The sequence below is a fragment of the Nonomuraea sp. NPDC005650 genome (assembly GCF_040605375.1).
Lineage (GTDB): Bacteria > Actinomycetota > Actinomycetes > Streptosporangiales > Streptosporangiaceae > Nonomuraea.
Genome location: NZ_JBEXCR010000002.1, coordinates 435,798 through 457,874, shown reverse-complemented (window position 1 = coordinate 457,874; position 22,077 = coordinate 435,798). Strand labels below are relative to the sequence as shown.

General features: G+C 70.3%; 20 protein-coding genes and 1 pseudogene. 12 read left to right on the top strand and 9 right to left on the bottom strand.

Annotated features, from left to right (window positions below):
* Positions 1-48: 48 nt before the first annotated feature.
* Both ABZS69_RS04935 and ABZS69_RS04930 read left to right on the top strand, forming a co-directional pair.
* Positions 49-537: a MarR family winged helix-turn-helix transcriptional regulator gene (locus tag ABZS69_RS04935; protein WP_355366570.1), complete on the top strand. Its 489-nt coding sequence runs from the start codon at positions 49-51 to the stop codon at positions 535-537.
* Between the two features lie 71 nt (positions 538-608).
* The gene (locus ABZS69_RS04930) at positions 609-2,054 is read left to right on the top strand and encodes an MFS transporter (protein WP_355366567.1); all 1,446 of its coding nucleotides are present in this window, start codon (positions 609-611) and stop codon (positions 2,052-2,054) included.
* A 134-nt stretch (positions 2,055-2,188) separates the two neighbouring features.
* On the opposite strand, the gene ABZS69_RS04925 is transcribed toward ABZS69_RS04930, so the two are convergent.
* From ABZS69_RS04925 to ABZS69_RS04910, 4 genes are all read right to left on the bottom strand, one after another.
* Complete coding sequence (locus ABZS69_RS04925) at positions 2,189-3,076, bottom strand: hypothetical protein (protein ID WP_355366564.1); 888 nt, start codon at positions 3,074-3,076, stop codon at positions 2,189-2,191.
* Complete coding sequence (locus ABZS69_RS04920; RefSeq protein WP_355366561.1) at positions 3,076-3,366, bottom strand: hypothetical protein; 291 nt, start codon at positions 3,364-3,366, stop codon at positions 3,076-3,078. The genes ABZS69_RS04925 and ABZS69_RS04920 overlap by 1 nt, the downstream gene beginning before the upstream one ends.
* A gap of 1,223 nt (positions 3,367-4,589) precedes the next feature.
* On the bottom strand, positions 4,590-5,993 hold the full coding sequence (locus ABZS69_RS04915) for an MFS transporter (RefSeq protein ID WP_355366558.1): 1,404 nt from the start codon (positions 5,991-5,993) through the stop codon (positions 4,590-4,592).
* Positions 5,994-6,204: 211 nt separating this feature from the next.
* Positions 6,205-7,116: a LysR family transcriptional regulator gene (locus tag ABZS69_RS04910; RefSeq protein WP_355366555.1), complete on the bottom strand. Its 912-nt coding sequence runs from the start codon at positions 7,114-7,116 to the stop codon at positions 6,205-6,207.
* A gap of 218 nt (positions 7,117-7,334) precedes the next feature.
* Between ABZS69_RS04910 and ABZS69_RS04905 the strand changes: the two genes are divergently transcribed.
* From ABZS69_RS04905 to ABZS69_RS04880, 6 genes are all read left to right on the top strand, one after another.
* Positions 7,335-9,740 carry a CoA transferase gene (locus tag ABZS69_RS04905; RefSeq protein WP_355366552.1) on the top strand — a complete coding sequence of 802 codons (2,406 nt, stop codon included), beginning with the start codon at positions 7,335-7,337 and terminating at the stop codon, positions 9,738-9,740.
* A 2-nt stretch (positions 9,741-9,742) separates the two neighbouring features.
* Complete coding sequence (locus ABZS69_RS04900; RefSeq protein WP_355366549.1) at positions 9,743-10,531, top strand: crotonase/enoyl-CoA hydratase family protein; 789 nt, start codon at positions 9,743-9,745, stop codon at positions 10,529-10,531.
* Positions 10,528-11,691: a thiolase family protein gene (locus ABZS69_RS04895; protein WP_355366546.1), complete on the top strand. Its 1,164-nt coding sequence runs from the start codon at positions 10,528-10,530 to the stop codon at positions 11,689-11,691. The genes ABZS69_RS04900 and ABZS69_RS04895 overlap by 4 nt, the downstream gene beginning before the upstream one ends.
* Before the next feature lie 10 nt (positions 11,692-11,701).
* Positions 11,702-12,085 carry an OB-fold domain-containing protein gene (locus tag ABZS69_RS04890; protein ID WP_355366543.1) on the top strand — a complete coding sequence of 128 codons (384 nt, stop codon included), beginning with the start codon at positions 11,702-11,704 and terminating at the stop codon, positions 12,083-12,085.
* A 31-nt stretch (positions 12,086-12,116) separates the two neighbouring features.
* Positions 12,117-13,028 (top strand): LysR family transcriptional regulator, encoded by a 912-nt coding sequence (locus ABZS69_RS04885; RefSeq protein ID WP_355366540.1) that lies wholly within the window; start codon positions 12,117-12,119, stop codon positions 13,026-13,028.
* A 79-nt stretch (positions 13,029-13,107) separates the two neighbouring features.
* On the top strand, positions 13,108-13,797 hold the full coding sequence (locus tag ABZS69_RS04880) for a GntR family transcriptional regulator (RefSeq protein WP_355366537.1): 690 nt from the start codon (positions 13,108-13,110) through the stop codon (positions 13,795-13,797).
* On the opposite strand, the gene ABZS69_RS04875 is transcribed toward ABZS69_RS04880, so the two are convergent.
* A complete protein-coding gene (locus ABZS69_RS04875; RefSeq protein WP_355366534.1) occupies positions 13,770-15,359 on the bottom strand; it encodes an NAD(P)/FAD-dependent oxidoreductase in 1,590 nt (529 codons plus the stop codon). The genes ABZS69_RS04880 and ABZS69_RS04875 overlap by 28 nt on opposite strands.
* Positions 15,356-16,270: an alpha/beta hydrolase gene (locus ABZS69_RS04870; RefSeq protein WP_355366531.1), complete on the bottom strand. Its 915-nt coding sequence runs from the start codon at positions 16,268-16,270 to the stop codon at positions 15,356-15,358. The genes ABZS69_RS04875 and ABZS69_RS04870 overlap by 4 nt, the downstream gene beginning before the upstream one ends.
* 234 nt (positions 16,271-16,504) lie before the next feature.
* Between ABZS69_RS04870 and ABZS69_RS04865 the strand changes: the two genes are divergently transcribed.
* Positions 16,505-17,491, top strand: a complete 987-nt coding sequence (locus tag ABZS69_RS04865) for a hypothetical protein (RefSeq protein ID WP_355366528.1) — start codon at positions 16,505-16,507, stop codon at positions 17,489-17,491.
* Between the two features lie 9 nt (positions 17,492-17,500).
* Here the strand turns inward: ABZS69_RS04865 and ABZS69_RS04860 are convergent, their stop codons facing one another.
* The 3 genes and pseudogenes from ABZS69_RS04860 to ABZS69_RS04850 form a co-directional block, all read right to left on the bottom strand.
* Positions 17,501-17,974, bottom strand: coding sequence for a GNAT family N-acetyltransferase (locus ABZS69_RS04860; RefSeq protein ID WP_355366525.1), 474 nt, complete (start codon positions 17,972-17,974; stop codon positions 17,501-17,503).
* 44 nt (positions 17,975-18,018) lie between these two features.
* Entirely contained in the window at positions 18,019-18,354 is a 336-nt protein-coding gene (locus tag ABZS69_RS04855) for a hypothetical protein (RefSeq protein ID WP_355366935.1), read from the bottom strand.
* Positions 18,355-18,408: 54 nt separating this feature from the next.
* A pseudogene (locus ABZS69_RS04850) lies at positions 18,409-18,495 on the bottom strand (TetR/AcrR family transcriptional regulator); the annotation flags it as partial.
* Between the two features lie 23 nt (positions 18,496-18,518).
* Between ABZS69_RS04850 and ABZS69_RS04845 the strand changes: the two are divergent.
* The 3 genes from ABZS69_RS04845 to ABZS69_RS04835 all read left to right on the top strand — a co-directional run bounded on the left by ABZS69_RS04845 (position 18,519) and on the right by ABZS69_RS04835 (position 21,894).
* Complete coding sequence (locus tag ABZS69_RS04845) at positions 18,519-19,004, top strand: LLM class flavin-dependent oxidoreductase (protein WP_355366522.1); 486 nt, start codon at positions 18,519-18,521, stop codon at positions 19,002-19,004.
* 160 nt (positions 19,005-19,164) lie between these two features.
* Positions 19,165-20,091: an alpha/beta hydrolase gene (locus ABZS69_RS04840; protein ID WP_355366519.1), complete on the top strand. Its 927-nt coding sequence runs from the start codon at positions 19,165-19,167 to the stop codon at positions 20,089-20,091.
* A 309-nt stretch (positions 20,092-20,400) separates the two neighbouring features.
* Complete coding sequence (locus ABZS69_RS04835) at positions 20,401-21,894, top strand: arabinofuranosidase catalytic domain-containing protein (RefSeq protein WP_355366516.1); 1,494 nt, start codon at positions 20,401-20,403, stop codon at positions 21,892-21,894.
* Positions 21,895-22,077: the final 183 nt, after the last annotated feature.

The window sequence follows — 22,077 nt, the reverse complement described above, 5'->3', positions numbered from 1 at the left end:
TCGCTTCGCAGATAATCCGTTCCAGGACGACTTGGGTAGGCTGGCGGCATGACGGCAATGGCTCCCGCACGTACTGAAACCGACCTGTCCTTCCTGCTCGACCACACCGGCCACGTGCTGCGGACCCAGATGACGGCGGCGCTCGCCGAGATCGGGCTGACGGCGCGCATGCACTGCGTCCTGGTCCACGCCCTGGAGGAGGAGCGCACCCAGATCCAGCTCGCCGAGCTGGGCGACATGGACAAGACCACGATGGTGGTCACCGTGGACGCGCTGGAGAAGGCCGGCTACGCCGAGCGCCGCCCGTCGAGCACCGACCGGCGGGCGCGGATCATCGCGGTCACGGACGCGGGCGCGGCCGTCGCCAGGCGCAGCCAGGAGATCGTGGACGGCGTGCACCGGGCGGCGCTCGGCGCGCTTCCCGACGACGAGCGCGAGGTCCTGGTGCGCGCCCTGAACCGCCTGGTCGGCGGACATCTCGCCACCCCCGCGGAAGGGCCCCAGCAGGCCCGCCGGGCCCGGGAGCGCACAAATTAGATCTGAAGAGGATCGTCTATTACGGAACTATCTGCTACGGTCTCTCTTGTCGACTTGAGACAGGAGAGACCATGTCGTACGTGCGTAACTCGCGCTGGACCGCGCTGGGCGTGCTGTCCGCGACGGGACTGATGACGGTCCTCGACGGCAGCATCGTGACGGTGGCGATGCCCGCCATCCAGCAGGACCTGGGCTTCTCGGGCGCCGAGCTGAGCTGGATCGTCAACGCCTATCTGATCCCCTTCGGCGGGTTGCTGCTCCTGGCCGGGAGGCTGGGCGATCTGATCGGGCGCCGGACGATGTTCCTGGCCGGGAACGCGATCTTCACCGCCGCGTCCGTGCTGGCCGGCGCGGCCAACGGGCCCGGCCTGCTGATCGCCGCCCGGTTCCTGCAGGGCGTGGGCAGCGCGCTGGCCTCGGCCGTGGTCCTGGGGATCCTGGTGACGCTGTTCACCGACGCCAGGGAGCGGGGCAAGGCCATCGCGATCTTCAGCTTCACCGGGGCGGCCGGGGCGTCGATAGGCCAGGTCCTGGGCGGAGTGCTCACCGACGGCCTGAGCTGGCCGTGGATCTTCTTCATCAATGTGCCGATCGGCGTGATCACCATCGCGCTCGCCCTGCCGACGCTGCCCGCCGACCGCGGGATCGGCCTGGCCGCCGGCGCGGACATCGCCGGTGCCGTGCTGGTGACCGCCGGTCTGATGCTGGGCATCTACACCGTCGTCAAGGTCGAGGAGTACGGCTGGCTCGCCGCCCACACCCTCGGCCTCGGCGCGCTGTCGCTGGCCCTGCTCGCCGGCTTCGTGGTGCGGCAGGCCAGGGCCAAGGCCCCGCTCATGCCGCTGCGGATCCTGCGCTCGCGCAACGTGGCCGGCGCCAACCTCGCCCAGATGCTGGCGCTGTCGGGCATGTTCGCCTTCCAGGTCCTCGTCGCGCTCTACATGCAGCGGGTCCTGGGCTACGGGGCGCTGGACACCGGGCTGGCGATGCTCCCGGCCGCGGTGGGCATCGGCTCGATCTCGCTGTTCGTCTCGGCCCGGCTCAGCGCCCGCTTCGGCGCCCGTGCCGTCCTGATCACCGGCCTGGTGTTGCTCATCGCGGCGATGCTCCTGCTCACCCGGGTGACGGTGGACGCCGGTTACGTCAGCCACCTGCTCCCGGCGATGGTGCTGATCTCGGGCGGCGGGCTGGTGCTCCCGGCGCTGGTCACGCTGGCCATGTCCGGCGCCCAGGAGAGCGACGCCGGGCTGGCCTCCGGCTTCTTCAACACCACCCAGCAGGTGGGGATGGCCATCGGCGTGGCGGTGCTGTCCACGATGGCCGCCTCGCGCACCGGTGAGCTCCTGGTCGCCGGAGCGGGCCAGGCCGCCGCGCTGACCGGGGGATACCGGCTGGCGTTCGGCATCTCCGCCGGGCTGCTGGTCGCGGCGCTCGCCGTGGCGCTCACCGTCCTGCGCCGTCCTGCCCCGGCCGCCGCCGACCTGCCCGTGGCCGAAGAGGAGACGGCCGCTGTCTGAGACGGGCCCCCTCCGCCCGGCGTGCCACGGCGCGCCGGGCGTTCCCGCGCGAGGGCGGATCACGCATGAAGAGCGACCGGGCCGGTTCGGCGGCGAGCGGCATAGCCCTCGGCAAACCGGCGAACGGCACGGCTCTAGCCCGCCGCTGGGGCCTGCCGGAGAGCCCGGGTGGGAGGCATGTCCGGATAGCGGTCGGCTACCGCCGACAAGCGCACGGCCGGAAGCGCGCCGACGGGGTGGACGCACTCCCTCGCCCTCAGCCACAGGGGGAGCCACAGCTCGTCGATGTCGTCCTGGCGGGCGCCGAAGACGACGAGCAGGCCTTCCATGAGCTCCCACCGGGGATGCCGGTGCCCCCTGAAGATCCCCGACAGTGTGCCCGGCGATGCCGCGAGAGGGGCGAGCCGCACCTGAAGGTCCTTGTACTTCGGCGCACCGGCTCGGATATGCGCGCGTGCCAGCTCGCGCGCGAGATGCGCACGAGAATCACCTCCAGGCGTGTCCATGGCAGGAGGAGGCAGAGCGACCGTCCTGGACGGCGCGGCCACCACGGGGAGAGCCGGCACGCTCTTCTGCTCGGCCGCCGCGATCCGCGCCGGTGCCTGCCGATCAACCGCCGGGGACTGACCCGTCGTGCGTTCTCGACTCATGATGTGGCTCTGGCCGATCATCTCCATGATGACCTGAGTCGCGCTCTCGAACGAGATCGACACCTCCATCGCCACTGCGAAGGAGGCCGACGTGAACTCGCTCTCGACCCGCTTGCCCGAGGAGACGAACTCGCGGATCGGCGCCATCGTGGCCTCGGAAACCCTGAGCGGCTGCTTCATGCCCAGGGACTCCCTGCCGGCCTTGAGCGAGTCGACCAGGTGCTGAGCCTCCTTCAGGTTCTTCGGGAAGGAGGTGTGCTCAACCAGGAAGGTCGCGCAAAGATCGAGAGCACCGTGGTTGATGAGCCCGTAGATCGTCCTCATCTGCGGGCCCGGCAGCGGGATGGCGGCGATGCGCGGACCAGGACTCATTACGACTCATCTCCCCCTCTCAGGCCCTGGCACGGGGCATCCCGAGAGGGGGCGTCCGCCATGGCGGCCCTGAGCGCGAAGGCCACGACCCGGCCTGCGAGCGACCGGGGAACCGTCGCGCCGACCATGCCCTGGTCGACGGAGACCATCACGATCGTGCGGGTGACGTGGCCGGCGACGACACACGTCGTCGTCGCACCGGCCAAGGCCACCCACAGGTCATATCCCTGAGGGAGCAGCAGGACCATATAGGTCACGTATGTCACGAGCACCCCGACGAACACGATCACCCAGAGAGCCTGCTGTTCCCTGGGAGATTGTCCGCCGGAGGGCTGGGCCGGAGGTTGGGTCGGCCTCCTCTGAGCCGGACGTTGAGTCTGCTTCTTCCCTCTGCTGGGGTTCGCGCCCCTGGCAGGGGGAGGAGACGCCGACGAAGTCATTAAGGGCCTCCTAAATTCCGGGTGCATAACTGTCGAGTCCAGGTGGGCACCTGAACGGCGAGAAAACAGCCGTTTGGCACTGGCCTGTGGAGAGACCCCTCGCGTACAACCCCGTCGGCAAACTGAGGCCCAAGAGTTCCCCCGTAAGAGTCTGGCACCTCCACCCCGCTGTGCGCCACTCACGACACTGTGGTCAAGGTCGCCGGTCTCTCGGGACAGTAGACACGGAAGAGGTGGACCGATCAAGGGGAAGCCTTGTCCAAAGGCCGCGCGTTCGCTCTCCGGAGGGGCCTAAAAAGAAAAGAGGCCTCCCGTTGCCGCGGGAGACCTCTTCTTCTTGCTTCCGACGCCCACCTGGACTCAACAGATAGTCGCCTCGGAATCGGGGACGGGCGGCGCTGCCCCAACAGGTGGGAAACAGCTCCACCAGCCACCCCTGCTTGCAGCCGGTGGAGACCGCCGAACTGCAAGTTCGAAACTATTTTATTGTACATGCGCCTGCTGGAGCGTAGGGTCTGGGCCCCTCAGGCTGGGGCGGGCCGCCTGCTCTACACGGGGGTTCCGCAGGTCGACGGCTCTCCGCGTCCCGGATGCTATTAGAGGATTATTCCTCGCCGGGAGCAAGTGGTAACCGGAAACGGAACGCAATGAAACTTGATGAAACGAGATGAAACGCAGTGGAACGAGGTGAAACGATATGAACGAATCCTGGCGTCCGGATTAAGACTTAAATCGCTTTAAGTATTCGACACGGCAAGGCAAGGCTAGAACACGTTTCTATCACAAACGACGGCATGCCGACATCTCGGGGCGCACTCAAATGGAAATCAGGCCGTATGTGAAACTGGCTCAGGTGGCAGGTGAAATGCGCTGCATCGGAGAAGGTGTGGTCGGCATGTTCGTCGTTTAGTTGAAAAGCCCTGTTGCTGTAATTAGTAAAGTGGCCTAAGACTCATGACAGCCGCCCTGGGTGATTTCGGTAGGAGAGGTTTCCCGTTCCGGCCGGCGGGAATTCGCGGGCCTGCGGCCTGCTCGGAAAGCACGGGGAGTAATCGAATACTCACACGATGCGATCAGGAGGCGATCTCCGTCAGCGAACGGTCCCGGGTCCGGACGCCGAGGCGGATGATGCCGGCCGCGATCAGGAGCAGGCCCACCATCACGAACGACGCCGGCCGTGCCCCGAAGGAGGTCAGTACGGGCAGCACCACGAGGGGTGCGACGGCGCCGCCCAGGTGGCCGACCCCGTCCGCGATGGCCGACGCCGTGCCCCGCGCCCGGGTGGGGAACACCTCAGCCGTGTAGGTGTAGGCGGGGGTGGCCATGAAGGCGATGCCGAACGAGCTGAACAGCGCCCCGACGGTGGCGACCGTCTCGCCCAGGTTGAGGGTGATGAGCAGCAGCGAGGCCGCGAACACCAGCGTGCCGATGATGACCATCGTGCGGCGTTCCATCCGCTCCACCAGCAGCACGGCGGCGAGCCCGGACACCAGCGGCATGGCGCGGGTGAACACGCTGACCAGGACCGCGTCGGAGGTCGAGATGCCGATGCCTTCGAGGATGAGCGGCAGGTAGCTGGCGTAGCCGTACATGGCGATGTAGAAGGCGAACCAGAAGCCGAGCACGATGAGCATCCGGCTCTGGTACGGGGGCCGGAACAGGGCCCGGGCCGGCAGCCTGCCGTCAGTGGCCGTCGCGGTTTCGGCGGCGTCGGGGACGGAGACGGCGCCGCCGGGAGGCAGGCCGACGCGGGACTCCATCTGGCGGACGATGCGATCGGCCTCGGCGGAACGGCCCATCGCGACCAGCCAGCGCGGCGACTCCACCAGCGCCCTGTCGTTGATCAGCGGCAGCACCAGCAGCACCAGCCCGCCGAAGGCCAGCAGGTACCGCCACCCGCTGGAGGAGGCGGACAGCACCGGCAGCGACGCGAACCCGATCACCAGGAGCAGTACGGTGCCCACCATGTAGAGGCGTGACAGGTAGCCGCCGCGCTGATGCTTGGGCGCCAGCTCGCCGATGTAGGCCGAGCAGAGCGCGAGCACGGCGCCCATGCCGCAGCCGGTCAGGAACCGGAAGAACGTCAGCGACCACACGTCCCACGAGAACGCCGTGAGGAATCCGCCGAGGCCGAGCGCGGCGATGGTCAGCGCGAGGCCCTTCTGCCGGCCGTGCCGGTCGGCGATGTGCCCGAACGCGTACGCGCCGACGCAGTAGCCGACGAGGTTCCACGTGACCGGGTACCCCAGCGCGGCCCCCGCCAGCCCGAGCTCGTCCCGCATGGAGGGCAACGTGATGGTGAGGACGGAGATGTCATAGTTGGCGAAGAAGAAGCAGAGCATGAGCGCGAACCACGCGGCACGGCTGAGCCCGACCTTCGCCATGGCGTCGATGCGGGCATCGACGTTGCCGGCCGACACGGACCCTGGCGAGGGGGGCTCCGGGGCGGGCGCGTCGGGGGGTGTCTGAGACATCATGGCCTCCTAGGGGGTAGCGCAAAGGCACCGCTGCGGTGTCAGGGCAGGCACGGGCGGCGAATGCTTCACGCCGGCCCTCACACCGGCCGGGGTGAAGGCGGTGAAAGGCCTCACATAGCGGTGTGCGTGGAACCGTAAGCAGGCCGCGCCGCCGGTGACCATTGCGCTTTCGCGCACGTGCACGTATGCGAAAGCGCAACGTGCCCCGAGGTCAGAGGGTCAGGCGACGCCCGGCCCACTCCTGGCGCGCCACGCGGACGAGCTCGCGTACGACGTCGTCCTGCCGCGCCCGGGACCGGTTCCAGGCCACGCCGAGCAGGAAGTCCAGGTCGTCGCGGAGGGGGACGACCGCGAAGGCCGGGTCGTCGTAGACGCGGGCGCTGCCGCCGTTGCGCGGGTCGATCGTCAGCGTGACCCCGCCGTGGCGGCGAATGTGGCTGGCCAGCATGACGGCGTCGTTGTCCGGCATCTGGTGGAACGAGGTGATGCCGGCCTTCTTGAGCCGCTCGTGGAACAGGTTGACCGCCACCGGCTGGGGTGTGGGCGGGGTGATGGTCAAGGTGCGGTGCGCCAGGTCCTTCAAGGTCAGCTCGGACGCGGCGGCCAGCGGGTCGTCGGCCCGCATCGCCGCCCAGAACAGGTAGCGGGCCACCACCAGGCTGTCGAGCCGGGGCCGGTCCAGCGGCAGGTGGACGAGGGCCGCGTCGAGCTCGCCACGCTCCAGGGCCGGCAGCAGCTCGGCGGACTGCGCCACCGTCGCCTCGACCGTGTGGGAGGGGAGCGCCTGCTCGGCCAGCGTCAGGAAACGGTCCATCACCGTCGGCGGGCACAGGTGCGTGCCGCCCACGCGCACCACCCGGCTCCTGGCAGCCTCCTTGATCACGTCTCTCAGGCCGTCGAGCTGCTGCAGGATGTCGCGTACCCGGCCCGCCAGGACCGCTCCGTCGGAGGTCAGCTCCACCTGGTGGTAGCGGCGGACGAACAGGTCGACGCCCAGCTCACGTTCGAGCTCCTTGACGGAGCGGCTGACCGGTGAGGGCGTCAGGTGCAGCCGCTCCGCGGCGCGACCGAAATGGAGCTCCTCGGCGACCGCGAGGAAGCACCGAAGCTGCTGTACGTCCATGACCTGGAGTTTCGTGATGGTCCATGCCGCACGTCAACCGCGCACGTTGCCGATTGGGACGCGTGGCATGTTGCCGATTCGGACGTTTTCAGGCCGGGATCGGCGTGGCAGTCTCACCTCAGGAACCTGTCCTCGCCGATCAGGACGCCTCGCCGCTCACGGCCCCCGCGAGACAGGTCCTCCGCACCCGCCCGCCACACACAGTGGGGTGATTCACCATGCCCGCAGACGGGGACCTTCCCCTCGCCGGTCTCCGCGTCATCGACCTGGCCGACGGCAAGGCCGAGATGTGCGGCCGGTTCCTGGCCGACCTCGGAGCCGACGTGATCCGCGTCGAGCCTCCTGGAGGCGCGCCGACCCGCCGGAGGGAGCCGCTCCACGACGGTGTGAGCCTTTACTTCGCCACGCACAACGCCGGCAAACGCGGCATCACCCTGGACCTGCACGACCCCGCCGGCCGCGACCGGCTCCTCGACCTGGCCGCCGGGGCCGACTTCCTCATCGAGACCGAACGGCCCGGCACCCTCGACGGGCTCGGCCTCGGCGCGGACGCGCTGCTCGCGCGCAACCCGGCGCTCGTCGTCATCTCGATCACCGACTTCGGGCAGAGCGGCCCGTACCGGGACTGGGCCGGCACCGACTGGACGCACCTGGCGCTCGGCGGCGTGCTGTCGCGTTCCGGCATCCCCGGCCGCGCGCCGGTCGTGCCGCCGGGCTCGCCGGCCTACGAGTCGGCGGCCGTACAGGCCGCGTGGGCCGGCCTGCTGGCGTACACGAACAGGCTGGAGACCGGGCGCGGTGACCACGTCGACTGCTCGGTGTACGAGATGACCGCGCAGGTCCTGGACCCGGGCTTCGGCATCGGCGGCTCGGCCACCGGCGGCGTGCCGGCCACGAAGCTGCCGCGTGGCCGCCCCGACGCCGGCAGCCTCTACCCGATCTTCCCGTGCGCGGATGGATATGTACGGATCTGCGTGCTGGCCAGGCGTCAGTGGCGGGGGATGTTCGGCTGGCTGGGGGAGCCCGAGGAGTTCGCCGACCCCAAGTACGACACCCTCGCCGGCCGCTACGGCGCCACCGAACGGCTGCACGCGTTGATCGGCGACCTGTTCAAGGACAGGACCAGGGACGAACTCGTGGCCCAGGGCCAGGAGCGCGGCGTGCCGATCGCGTCCCTGCTCGACCCCGGGGAGGTGCTCGCCGGTCCGCACTTCCTCGCACGAGGAGGACTGGTCGACGCCGAGCTCGCGCCCGGCCTGACCGGCCGGCTGCCGACCGGGTACGTCGAGCTGGACGGCGTACGGGCCGGGTTCCGCGGCCCGGCCCCCGAAGTCGGGGAGCACAACGACGAGGTCTTCGCCGAGCCGCCGACAGCCACCCCGGATCCGGTTGAGAACGCGCCCCGGCGGCGGCCGCTCGACGGGCTCCGCGTGCTGGACCTGGGCGTCATCGTGGTCGGCGCGGAGCTCGGCCGGCTGCTCGCCGACCAGGGCGCGGAGGTCATCAAGATCGAAAGCCGGGCCTACCCCGACGGCAGCCGGCAGTCGCTGACCGGCGAGGCCATCAGCGCCGGCTTCGCCTGGGGCCACCGCAACAAGCTCAGCGCCGGCATCAACCTCCGCTCGCCCGAAGGGCTGGAGCTCTTCAAACGGCTCGCCGCCGGCTCTGACGTGATCCTGTCCAACTTCAAGCCCGGCACGCTGGAGTCGCTGGGGCTCGGCTACGACGTCATCAGCGAGCTCAACCCCCGGATCATCATGGCGGACAGCAGCGCTCTGGGCCCGACCGGGCCATGGAGCCGCCGCATGGGCTACGGCCCTCTCGTGCGCGCCTCCACCGGACTGACCGGGCTCTGGCGTGACGTCGGCGTCGAGGCGGGGTTCTGCGACGGCATCACCATTTATCCGGATCACATCGCCGCTCGGGTCGGCGCCGTCGCCGTGCTGGCCGCGCTGATCCGGCGGCGGCGTACCGGGAAGGGCGGCACGGTCAGCGTCTCCCAGGCCGAGACCATCCTCACCCAGCTGTCCACGAGCCTGCTGCGCGAGTCGCTGGAGCCCGGATCGTTCACCGCCCATGGCAACAGCGGCGAGTGGGACGCGCCGCAGGGCCTCTACCCGTGCGCGGGGGACGACGAGTGGTGCGTGGTGAGCGTCGAGGGCGACGAGCAGTGGCGGAGCCTGTGCGGCGTCATCGGCCGCGCCGACCTGCTCGCCGACGCGCGGCTCGCCACCTCCGCGGGCCGCCGCGCGCACCGCGAGCTCGTCGACGCGGCCGTGAGCGCGTGGACCGCTGCCGTCCCGCCCAGCGAGGTCATGGAACGGCTGCAGGCGGCGGGGGTGCCGGCCGGGGCGATGCGGCGCGTGCTCGAATACCTCGACGATCCCCAGCTCACCGCCCGCGGCTTCCTGCGCGAGATGCGGCACCCGCACATCGGGCACCCCCTGCGGACCGAGAACGGCCCGGCGACCTTCGGTGGGGTGGCCGACCCGGAGCTGCGCCCGGCACCCCTGGCGGGAGAGCACACCCGGGTGGTGGCGACGAAACTGCTCGGCCTGGCCGAGCCGGAGATCCAGGCGCTCATCGAGGCGGGCGCGCTGGAAGAACCAGCTGAAGGGAGTTGACCATGGGTGAGCCCGCCGCGCTCGTCGAGCGCCGCGACCACATCATGTTGATCACGTTGAACCGGCCCGAGGTGCGCAACGCGGTGAACGGGGCGATGACCCGCGCCGTCGGCGAGGCCCTGGACGAGGCCGACGCGGACGCCGGGATCCGGGCCGTGGTGCTGACCGGGGCCGGGGACAAGGCGTTCTGCGCCGGTGCCGACCTCAAGGAGGTGGCCCGCGGGGAGTTCTCCACCGAAGGGGTCAAACCGCATTGGGGCTTCGCCGGGTGCGTGACGCATCCGATCGCCAAGCCGGTCGTCGCCGCCGTCAACGGGTTCGCGCTCGGCGGCGGCACCGAGATCGCCCTGTGGGCCGACCTGGTGGTCGCCGCGGAGAGCGCCCGCTTCGGCCTGCCCGAGGTCAAGCGCGGCATCATCGCCGGCGCGGGCGGCGCGTTCCGGCTGGCCGCGCAGCTCCCGACGAAGGTGGCCATGGAGCTCCTCCTGACCGGCGAGCCCGTGACCGCCGCCGACGCCCTGCGGCTCGGCCTGGTCAACCGGGTCGTCCCGCAGGACCGGGTGGTGCCCGCCGCGCTCGCCCTGGCCGAGGCGGTCAGCGCCAACGCGCCGCTCGCCGTACAGGCCAGCAAGCGGATCGCGCGCGGCATCGCGGACGGCACGGTCGCCTCTGAGCAGGCCGCCTGGGAGCGGACCGCCGCGGAGGCGGCCACGTTGATGCGCTCGGCCGACGCGAAGGAGGGGCCGCGCGCCTTCGCCGAGAAGCGCGCCCCCGTCTGGGAGGGCCGATGAACCGCGCGCCCGTCATCGCCGGTCTCGGCCTCACCGAGCTGGGCAAGGTGTACGGCAGGACCGCCCCCGAGTTCGCCGCCGAGGCCGTCCGGCGCGCCGCCGCCGACGCCGGGATCGACCTCCACGAGGTGGACGGCCTGCTGACCAACACCGGCATCACCGGCGACGTCGGCCTGGGCCTCCAGCGCGACCTCGGGCTGCGTCACCTGCGCCTGCTGTCGGAGGTGCAGGCGTACGGCTCGTCGGCCGGAGCCATGGTGCAGTACGCCGCCATGGCCGTGATGTCGGGCATGGCCGACGTCGTGGCCTGCGTCTTCGCCGACGCCCCACTGCGGGACAGGTCGTCAGGGGGCGCCGCCGCCTACGCCGCCGCGGGCCGGCGGCCGGCCGGCTGGCAGGGACTGACCGCCGCCTCGGGCATCTACAGCGCCAACACCATGTACGCGCTGGCCGCCCGCAGGCACATGCAGAAGTACGGCACCACGAGCGAACAGCTCGGCCACATCGCCGTCGCCCAGCGAGCCTGGGCGGCCCGGAACCCCCTGGCCCAGCTGCGCGACCCGATCACCATCGAGGACCACCAGAACTCCAGGTGGATCGCCGAGCCGTTCCACCTTCTCGACTGCTGCCTGGTCAGCAACGGCGGCGTCGCCGTCCTCGTCACCTCCGCCGGCCGGGCCGCCGACCTCGCCCAGCCCGCCGTCCACATCCGCGGCTGGGGCCAGGCGCACCCGGGGTACGTGATGGGCAGGGACAGCGAGTTCGGCCTGGTCAGCGGCGCGGCCCTGTCGGGTCCCACGGCGCTGAAGATGGCCGGGATCACGATCGCCGACATCGACGTCGCCGAGCTGTACGACTGCTACACCTACACCGCGCTCATCTCGCTGGAGGACTACGGCTTCTGCGCCAAGGGCGAGGGCGGGCCCTTCGTCGCCGGCGGCGCGCTCGGACCGGAGGGGAGCCTGGCCGTGAACACCGGCGGCGGCCAGCTCTCCTCCTACTACATGTGGGGCATGACCCCGCTGTCCGAGGCCGTCATCCAGGCCCGCGGCCAGGGCGGCGACCGCCAGGCGCCACGCAACGACCTGATCCTGGTCAGCGGCAACGGCGGCGTCCTCGACCACCACTCCACCCTGATCCTCAGCCCGCACGCCCGATAGGAGCACGCCGATGCCCGTGGGAATCGTCCACCGCGACGCGGCCACCGCCGAGTTCTTCGACGGCACCGCCCGCGGCGAACTGCTGATCCGGCGCTGCGCCGCCTGCGGCGCCCACTCGGCGCCGCAGGCGCGCACGTGCCCGCAATGCGCCTCGCCCGAGCTGTCCTGGACGGCCGCGGCCGGGACGGGCCTGGTGGTGAGCTGGTCCGTGGTGCACGGCAAGGGCGCGCCGCCGTTCGTGGTCGGCATCGTCGAGCTGGACGAGGAGCCGTGGATCCAGGCCCAGATCGTCGAGATCGCGCCCGAGCACGTGTACGGCGGCCTGCGCGTACGCGTCGCCTTCGAGCACCCGGAAGGGGGCGAGGCGATCCCCGTGTTCCGCCCGGCCTCGTGAACCTGCGCAGGGTGGTCGATACCCTGGCCGGGTGGACATCCAGCAGCTCCGCTACTTCGTGGTCGTGGCAGAAGAGCTCCACTTCGGCCGCGCCGCCGAGCGGCTGCACGTAACGTCCTCCCCGCTGAGCCGGCGCATCCGCGAGCTGGAGAAGGAGCTCGGCCACGACCTGTTCGACCGTCGTTACCACCAGGTCGAGCTGACCTCCTTCGGACGGACGTTCCTCGATCCCGCCCGCGACGTCCTGGCCCGCTTCGACGCGCTGTCCGAGCTGGCCGCCGGAGCCGCCCCACCGCCGACGGTCGTGCGCGTGGGGGCCACGCCGCTCGCCCCTGCCCAGGTCCTGGACCTGGTCCTGGAGACGTTCGCGGAGGTCAGCCCGGGGATCGAGCTGCCGGTGACCCTGGAGCCGTCCGCGGGGCTGCTCAGCCTGCTGTCGACGCGCAAGCTGGACATCGCCGTCGTCCACCTGCCCGTGGACGCCGGCGGTCTCGGCAGCCTCGCGCTCGCGGAGTACCGCTTCGCCGTCGCCATGCGCGCCGACGACCCCCTCGCCGGCCGTCCCCGGATCACCCTCGCCGACCTCGCCGACCGGCAGATGCTGCTCACCTCGCACAAGGTGCATCCGCTGGTGATGAACGGGCTCCGCGACCACCTGCGCGCGGGCGGCGTCACCCAGATCCGTGAGCTGCCGCACAACGACGCGGTCCAGGTCGCCGCGCACGTCACCCATTCCAGAGCCCTGTCGCTGACCACGCTCAGCACCATGTCGGGCCGCATCTTCGGCGAGGCGGGCCTCGTCCTCGTGCCGCTGCACGACCCGGATCTCCACTTCCGGCTCGGCGTCGTCTGGCCCGCGAACGCGGAAGCGCGCGGCGGCCCGATCGCGAAGGTCCTCGACGCCCTGCGCACCCGCCGCGGCGACTCCCTCGTCATCCTCTGAGGACGTGCTCCGCCCTCCGACCCTCGATAATGGGCCTGTCCGGAGCCGCTCCACGGGCTCCCCGAGGTGAGGACGGTCGATGACCTTCACCGTGCCCCCCACCCGAGGCGAGGCGGCCGCACGGCAGTTGCGCGCCGAGATCGTCAGCGGTGTGCTGCGTCCCGGCGAGGTCATCAAGGACGCCGAGATCGCCTCCAGGCTCAACCTCAGCATCACCCCCGTTCGCGAGGCGATCGCCCAGCTCGTCACCGAAGGGCTGATCGAGGCGGTGCCCAACCGGGTGCGCCGGGTCGCTCCGGTCACCCGCGAGAGCGCGATCGAGGTGATCGACGTGATGGGCGTGCTCGGCACCGCCGCCCTGGAACGGGCGATGCCCGCGCTGACGCCCGACCTGCTGGCCGGGATGCGGGCCGAGCTCGACGCGATGGACGCGGCGCTGGCCGTCGAAGACTCCGCCGCCGCCACCGCGGCGGGCACCCGGTTCACGCTGATCGTGGTGCACGCGGGCGGCAACGGCGAGCTGGAGGCGCTGTGGAACCTGATGATCGCCAGGGCACAGCGCCTCATGATGCTCACCGCCACCAGCGGGTTCTGGCCGCTGTGGCAGTCCGGTTACGGTGAGACCCTGACCCTGCTGGAGGCCGGCGACCGCGCCGGCGCGCTCCGGCGGTTCGGGCAGATCTTCGTCACCGTAAAAGAGCACCTGGCCGAGGCGACGGCCGACGGGGTGATCCTCGGCGGTCAGGTGGAGAGCACGAATCCCGCATAGCCGTCCGCCGTGACCTGATCGCATTTCTGCCGGTAGGCGCCGACGCCGCCGACGTACGGCATGAACACCCGGGGCTTGCCCGGGATGTTGGCGCCCAGATACCAGGAGTTGGCCCGCGGGTAGAGCGTGTGGCCGGCGACCTCGTTGACGTGGTCCACCCAGGCGTCCTCCGCCGGCGGGTCGGCGTCGATGGTGGCGATGCCGTCCGCCCGCAGCCGCCGCAGGCAGTCGGCGATCCATTCGACGTGCTGCTCGATGGAGACGATCATGTTGCTGAGCACGGACGGGCTGCCCGGTCCCGTGATGGTGAACAGGTTGGGGAAGCCCGCCGTCATCAGCCCCAGGTACGTACGCGGCCCGGCCTCCCACTTGCGCCGCAGCGACAGGCCGCCCTTGCCGGTGATGTCGATGCCGAGCAGGGGACCGGTCATGGCGTCGTAGCCGGTGGCGTACACGATCGTGTCGGCGGCGTACTCGGCGTCGGCGGTGCGCACGCCGGTCCGGGTGATCTCCTCGATCGGCGCGTCGCGGACGTCCACCAGGGTCACGTTGGGACGGTTGTAGGTGGCGTAGTAACCGGTGTCGATGCAGATCCGCTTGGTGCCGATGGGGTGGTCCCTGGGCGCCAGCAACTCGGCCACCCGCGGATCCGTGACGATCTCGCGGATCTTCCCGCGGACGAACTCGGCGCTGATCTCGTTGGCCTCCGGATCGATCGCGGTGTCGCCGAAGGCGCCGAGGAAGGCCGCGCCGCCCTTGGCCCAGCGGGTCTCGAACTCCCGCAGCCGATCCTCCTCCGTCGCCTCCAGCGCCGAGGTGGCATTTGGGGTGCCCATGACGCCGGCGGCGGAGGCGCGCATGGCGGCGCGGATCTCGGCGTAATTGGCCTTCACCCACTGCGCGTACTCCGGCTCCATGGGCCTGTTCCACGCGGGCAGGCTGTAGTTGGCGGTGCGCTGGAACACCGTCACGTGCTCCGCCTGCGTGGCGATCACCGGGATCGCCTGGATGCCGGAGGACCCGGTGCCGATGACGGCGACCCGCTGCCCGGTGAAGTCCACGCCCTCGTGCGGCCATCGCCCGGTGTGGTGGCTGGGCCCCTGGAAGGAGCCGGCGCCGGGGAAGCCCGGTATCCGGGCCGCCGACAGGCAGCCCACCGCGGTGATGAGGTACGTCGCCGACACGTGGTCGCCGCGGCCGGTCTCCACGCGCCACAGGTTCGCGGTCTCGTCGTAGCCGGCGCGGGTCACCCTGGTCTCGAACTGGATGTCCTTGCGCAGGTCGAAGCGGTCGGCGACGTGGTTGGCGTAGCGCAGGATCTCGGGTTGGGACGGGTAGCGCTCGCTCCACTCCCACTCCTGCTGGAGCTCCTCGTCGAAGGAGTAGGAGTACTCCATGCTCTCGACGTCGCAGCGGGCGCCCGGGTAGCGGTTCCAGTACCAGGTGCCGCCGACGCCGTCGCCGGTCTCGAAGACGCGGACGGTCAGGCCCAGGCCGCGCAGCCTGTGCAGCATGTACATGCCGGCGAAGCCCGCGCCGACGACGACGGCGTCGAAGCTCATCGCAGGCTCCCGTCGATCTCCTCGACGACCATGGTGATCGCCGCCGCGCTGCCCGGCAGCACGTTCACCATCGTGAAGAAGGCATGCATCTGGCCCTCGAACCGCTTGAACCGCACCGGTACGCCGGCCTCGCGCAGCCGCTCCGCGTACGCCTCGCCCTCGTCCCGCAGCACGTCGTGCTCGGCGGTCAGCACGACGGCCGGCGGCAGGCCCGACAGGTCCCGGGCCCGCAGCGGGGAGGCGTCCGCGTTCGCCCGCGTGGCCGGGTCGGGCGCATAGTGGTCCCAGAACCAGATCATGCTGTCGCGGCTCAGCATGAGCTGGTTGGCCGGGTCGGTGTAGGAGGCGTTGTCCAGGTCGTGGTCGGTCACCGGGTAGACGAGGACCTGCAGCGCGATGGCGGGGCCGCCCTCGTCGCGGCTGCGCTGGGCCACGACGGCCGACAGGTTGCCGCCCGCGCTGTCCCCGGCCACGATGATCGGCAGGTCCGGCTCCCTCGCGGCGGCCCAGCACAGAGCGTCGTAGGCGTCGCGGGCCGCGACGGGGTAGCGGTGCTCGGGGGCGAGCCGGTAGTCGACCAGGACGACGGTGCAGCCCGTCCGGTGTGCCAGCGTCCGTCCCAAGGTGTCGAACTCGTCCAGGGCGCCGATGACCCAGCCGCCACCGTGGTAGTACACGATCACCGCCCGCGGGTGCTCGACCGGGGTCAGCACGCGTGCCCCGAACGATCCGCCGTCCGCCGCCTGGATCACGACCTCCTCCACGCCGGCCAGCTCCGGGCCCTTGCCGTAGAGCTCGCCGAGCGCGCCGCCGAGAGCGCGCGCCTCCACGGGGGTCATCTTGTGCAGCGGCTTGCCGCCTGCTTCGTTCAGCTGCTTGAGGAACTGGGCCGTCGCGTCGTCAAGGGACATGGAAGGGTCACCTCACCGGGGCCGTGGAGTGATCTGCATCACCCGGAGCGTGCCCTGAATGTAAAATGCATGATGCATTCCGTCAACGAACGGTGCCCAGCATGGGCCTGGGTTTTCGGGGTAGGTCGAACTGTCAGGCGGCGCCGGATCCTACGACGTCGCCCGACAACCACAGCCAGCGTCAGCGAATTCGCAGAGGGCACGCGGCCGCCAGTATTCGCGGTGGAGGGCTCGATGAACACGCGGACAGCTCAGCCCCAGGTCGGGATCACCCCGAACCTGTTCGGAATCTCCTACGGGTTGGCCGGTCTGGCCACCTGCTGGGGGTACGCGGCCATGCGGGGGGTGGCGCCCGCGCTGGTGGCCGACATCCTGTTCATCGTCACCGCCGTCGTGTGGCTGGTGCTCATCGTCGGCTACGTGTCGCAGGTTCCGCACCGGCCCGGCGGCTGGCGCGCCGAACTGGCCGATCCGGTGCTGGGGCCGTTCGTGTCGCTGATCCCGATCGTCGGCATGCTCCTGGCGACCGGTCTGATGCCCCACGCCCCCATCGCCGGCCGGTGGCTGTTCGCGATCTTCGCCGTCGCCACCGTCATCCTGGCCGGGTGGATCACCGGCCAATGGATCGTCGAGGAGCTCGACCTGGACCGGCTGCACTCCGGCTACGTCCTGCCCGCCGTCGCCGGAGGGCTCATCGCCTCCATCGGCGCCGCCCGCGCCGGCTGGACCGCCATCGCCCACGTGTTCATGGGCATCGGCGTCGTGTCGTGGCTGCTCATCGGCTCCGTCATCCTGGCCCGGCTGCTGTTCCGCCCCCGTCTGCCCGCGCCGCTGATTCCCACCCTGGCCATCGAGATCGCGCCGCCCGCCCTCGGCGGCCTCGCCTACCTGTCCATCACCCACGACAAGGTCGACGCCGTCGCCCTGGTGTTCGGCGGCTTCACCGCGCTCGCCGCCATCGTCCAGCTCCGGCTGATCCCCGTCTACCGCCGGCTGTCGTTCGGCCCCGCGTTCTGGTCGTTCGCGTTCCCGTACGCCGCCGTCGCCATCTTCGCCCTGCACTGGATCAGCTACGGAAAGCCCGTCGGGTACATGGTGCTGGCCTGGTGCGTACTGGCCGCGATCACGGTCTTCATCGGCGCGCTCGTCGCCGAGACGACGGCCGCCCTCGCCCGCCACAGATTCCTGCCCCGACTCCAGCAACCGCATGCACCGCACTAGGTGCTGCCATTACGAGGGCTTCGTCAGGTCCAGCACTCCGACCAGCTGGCTTTCGCTCTTCTCGCCGGTGAGCTGGAACCCCAGCTTTCGGTAGAAGCCTTCGGGACCGCCCACTCCCGGTTCCCACGTGACATACATCTGCGTGCCGCCGCGACGCCTGACCTCGCCCGCCACCGATTCGACGGCGAAGCGGCCGACTCCGCGCCCTTGCGCGTCGGCTGTGACGTTGAGGCGCCACAGGCCGGACCGGAAATCGACCCCCTTGCCGTTCCAGTCGAGGTCGAAGAAGGCCATGAGGAAGCCGACCGGGTGGCCGCCGTCCAGGATGAGGCGCGGCCAGGCCGCGTTCGGGTGGACGTACGCCTCGGCCAGCGACTTCACCACAGGCGAGACGAAGTGCTCCTGTTCGGGGCGGACTTTCACGGCGATGGCCGTCTCGATGTTGGCGGGGGTGACAGGCACAAGGCGGAGGCTCTTGGTCATGTCGAGAACCCTATGAGCCGGCCATACAGGGGGTGAACGGCTCGCTAGGGAACGCCGGTGTTGATCAGGGCGAGGAGGCGGTCGAGGAGGCCGGTGTCGCTGGGGGTCTGCTCGCTGGCCCAGGCGATGGCGTTGGTGAGCATGAGGAGGTCGGCTGTGTCGAGCTGCGCGGGGGCGTTGCCGTGCCGTTGGGCGCGGCCGAGCAGGGCGGCTCCGGTGGTGTGGATCGCCTCGTGACAGGCGGCCAGGGCGGTGCCGGTCTCCGGGGTGGGCTTGGCGATCATCTCGGTCGCGACCAGGCCCCGCATGGCGGTCGCGTGATGGGCGACGGCGCGTAGCCAGGTGCGCAGCGCCTCGTCGGGGGACGGGTGTTCGAGCAGCTCGCGGCCTTGGGCGCAGAGGGCCTGGACGTCGCCGCCGATGATGGCGACCAGAAGGGCCTGGAGGTTGGGGAAGTGGCGGTAGAGCGTGCCGGGTCCCACGCCCGCCTGTTGGGCGATCTTGTTGAGCGAGGCGTGGGGGCCCTGTTCAGACCCTGACGGCCGTGGGCCAGGTGGCCGTCGCGGGTACGCCGCCGCCGGTGCTGCTGGCCGCCCTGGCTCCCGCGATGCTGCGCCTGGCGGGAGAACTCGCCGACGGGACCGTGACCTGGATGACCGGCCCCCGCACCCTGGCCGACCACATCGTGCCCTCGATCACCAAGGCCGCCGAGGCCGCGGGCCGCCCGTCGCCGCGCGTGGTCGCCGGGCTGCTGGTCAGCGTGACCGACGACGAGCACGGGGTTCGCGGGCGGATCGCCGAACAGTTCGGTCTGGCGGGCCAGGTCCCCGAATATCGGGCGGTGCTGGACCGGGAACGGGCCGCCGGCCCCCAGGATGTCGCCATCGTCGGGGACGAAGCCCAGGTCGAAGGCCGGCTTCGACGGCTTCGAGACGCGGGCGTGACCGACTTCTTCGCCGCACCCTTCGGCAGCCCGGATGAACAGGACCGCACCATCGACCTGATCGCGGCCCTGGCTCCTAACCAATAGAGACCTGCCGCCTTACGTCTGGCGCGACGCATTTGTCCCCCGTGCGAGCTACCGGCGAATGTCCACCTGGTGGTGACGATTCCGGAGCTGTCGATTCCATAGCGTTACGTCATGGCCGCAGCGCTTCGGCTCGGCGTCATTTCTCTGACCGGAGGACATCATGCTTCGCAAGTTCAAGGCATCCGCCGTGGCCGTTCTGTGCTGCACCGTGGCCGGTGTCGGAATCGCCGGCGCCGGGAGCGCCTCGGCGGCGGACTGGGACCCTTTTGCCGCCACCAAGGCGGAGGACTGGGACCCCTTCGCCGCCACGCCGCGCAAGGCTGATCCGTTCTCCGGCACCAAGAAGATCGAGGTGGGCGGCCGGTCGGTGAACGTGTCCTGCTCGGGCGACCCGGCGGAGGGCAAGCCGGTCGTCGTCCTGCTGCACGGCGGGGGTGACGCTCTGGACAAGATGGCCGCCCTGCAGAAGACGTTGAGCAAGAAGAACCGGGTGTGTTCCTACGACCGGCTGGGCGCGGGCGGCAGCGACCAGCCCGATGGTCCGCAGGACTTCGCGAGCACCGGCAAGGTCCTGACCGGGGTGCTCGACCGCGTCGCCGGTGACAACCCGGTCGTGCTGGCCGGGCACTCGCTGGGCGGGCTGATCGCCGCCAGGTACGCCCCCGAGCACCGGGGCAGGGTCAAGGGCCTGGTCCTGATGGACGCCACACCCTCGACCATGATCGCCGACATCACCAGGACGATCCCCGCCTCCGCCAAGGGCCCGGCGGCCGAGGTGCGCGCCCAGAACCTCGCGATCTTCAAGGGAAAGAACCCGGAGAAGCTCGTCATCACCGACGGCAAGGTCCGTGCCGCCGGCAACATCCCGGTCGAGGTGATCAAGCACGGCAAGCAGTACCTCGCGGCCCTCCCCACCTACGGGCCGCGCCTGGAGCAGGCGTGGACCGCGGGCCAGCGCAGGTGGCTCGGCCTGTCCGGCCGCAGCAGGCTGAGCACCGCCAAGAAGAGCGGGCACTACATCTACCTCGACCAGCCCGAGATCGCCGTCCAGGCCATTCGGCGCGTCGCCTCGCAGGCCGCGCGCTGAGCGACCGGCGGCTGGTGAACCTTGATATACGCGGCCCCGGCACCGGGGCCGCTTCGCCGGGTATTGACAGTCGCCGCGTCGTTGATGACACTTTGGTCGAAACACAGCGGAAACCTGCATGTTATAGCGGGGCGCTCGCCGGCGATTGACCTGCGGCGCACGTCACTGTGCGCAGGGCCATCCCGACGGCGTCACCATTGCCAGAAACGCTGATAGATATCCATGTTAGCGCTAACAATCCAACTTAACGGGTAATTATGTTAGCGCTAACATATTGCTCGCTGTCTCGCCGCACAAGAAAGGCACACCATGGGATTCTGGTCTCTGCGCCACTGGCGGCGAACGGCCCTCACCGTCGCCTCCTTCGCGGCGCTCGTCGTCACCGCGCTGGTCGCCGTGCCAGGCACGGCGCAGGCGGCCGGCACGTTGTCCTGCGACATCTACGCGAGCGGCGGCACGCCGTGCGTCGCCGCTCACAGCACCACCCGCGCGCTCTTCGGCTCCTACAACGGGGCGCTCTACCAGGTGCGGCGCTGGTCCGACGGCGCGACGACCAACATCGGCGTGCTCAGCGCCGGCGGTTACGCGAACGCCGCGACCCAGGACTCCTTCTGCTCGGGCACGTACTGCACGATCGTTCGCATCTACGACCAGACGTCGCGCCACAACGACCTCACGATCGCTCCCGGCGGCGGCGCCAATCCCACAGCCGACCAAGGCGCGAACGCGGCGGCTCTGCCCGTGACGGCAGGCGGTCACAAGGTCTACGGCGTCTACATCTCCGCGGGCAACGGCTACCGCAACAACGCGACGAACGGCGTCGCCACCGGCAGCCAGCCGGAGGGCATGTACATGGTGACCGAGGGCACCCACGTCAACAACCGGTGCTGCTTCGACTACGGCAACGCCGAGACCAACAACATGGACACCGGCAACGGCGACATGGACGCGATCTACTTCGGCACGCTGTGCTGGTTCTCACCGTGCGCGGGCGGGCCGCGCGTCGCGGCGGACCTCGAGAACGGGTTGTTCGCCGGCGGCAACGGCTCCTGGACCGCGAACACCGGCCGTAGCTCCGCGTTCGTGACCGCGATGCTGAAGAACAACGGCACCTCGACGTACGCCATCAAGGACGGCAACGCGCAGTCCGGCAGCCTGGCGACGCGGTACAACGGAGCGCTGCCGACCCAGGCGGGCTACAACCCGATGACCAAGCAAGGCGCGATCATCCTCGGCATCGGCGGCGACAACAGCAACGGCTCTGTCGGATCGTTCTTCGAAGGCGTGATGACCAGCGGTTATCCGAGCGACGCCACGGAGAACGCCGTGCAGGCCAACGTCGTCTCCGTCGGCTACACCAAGAGCGTCACCTTTCCCGTGAACGGGGCCACCTACCGGCTCACGAACCTCACAAGCGGCAAGGTGCTCGACGCCGTCAACTGCGGCACGGCCAACGGCACGCAGATCGACCAGTGGCAGGCGCTCGGCAACACCTGCCAGCAGTGGCGCTTCAACAGCGTCGGCGCGAACAAGTGGACGATCACCAACGTCAACGCCGGCAAGGTGCTCGACGCGGTCAACTGCGGGCTGGCCCTCGGCACGGCCGTCAATCTGTGGGAGCCGCTCGGCAACACGTGCCAGCAGTGGGCGGTCATCCCCGCGGGCAACGGCCGATATGAGCTGGTGGTCGAGAACAGCGGCATGGTGCTCGACAACCAGAACTGCGGCACGGCGAACGGCACGCCGGCCCGGCTGTGGATGTGGCTCAACAACACCTGCCAGCTCTGGTCGATCGCACCGTAGGGGACCGGCTGGGCACACTCGGGTGAGTGCGTTCCACCGAACGGCATGAGCGTGGGACCGCCGGCCGCCGGCGGTCCCACGAGAGCGAGCGCCACCGGACGTCCATTCGCAACCCCACCCGACACCACTCAGAGCGAGGAGACGGGACGGCGTGATAGCGGGCCGTGCCCCCGCCTTCGGCAC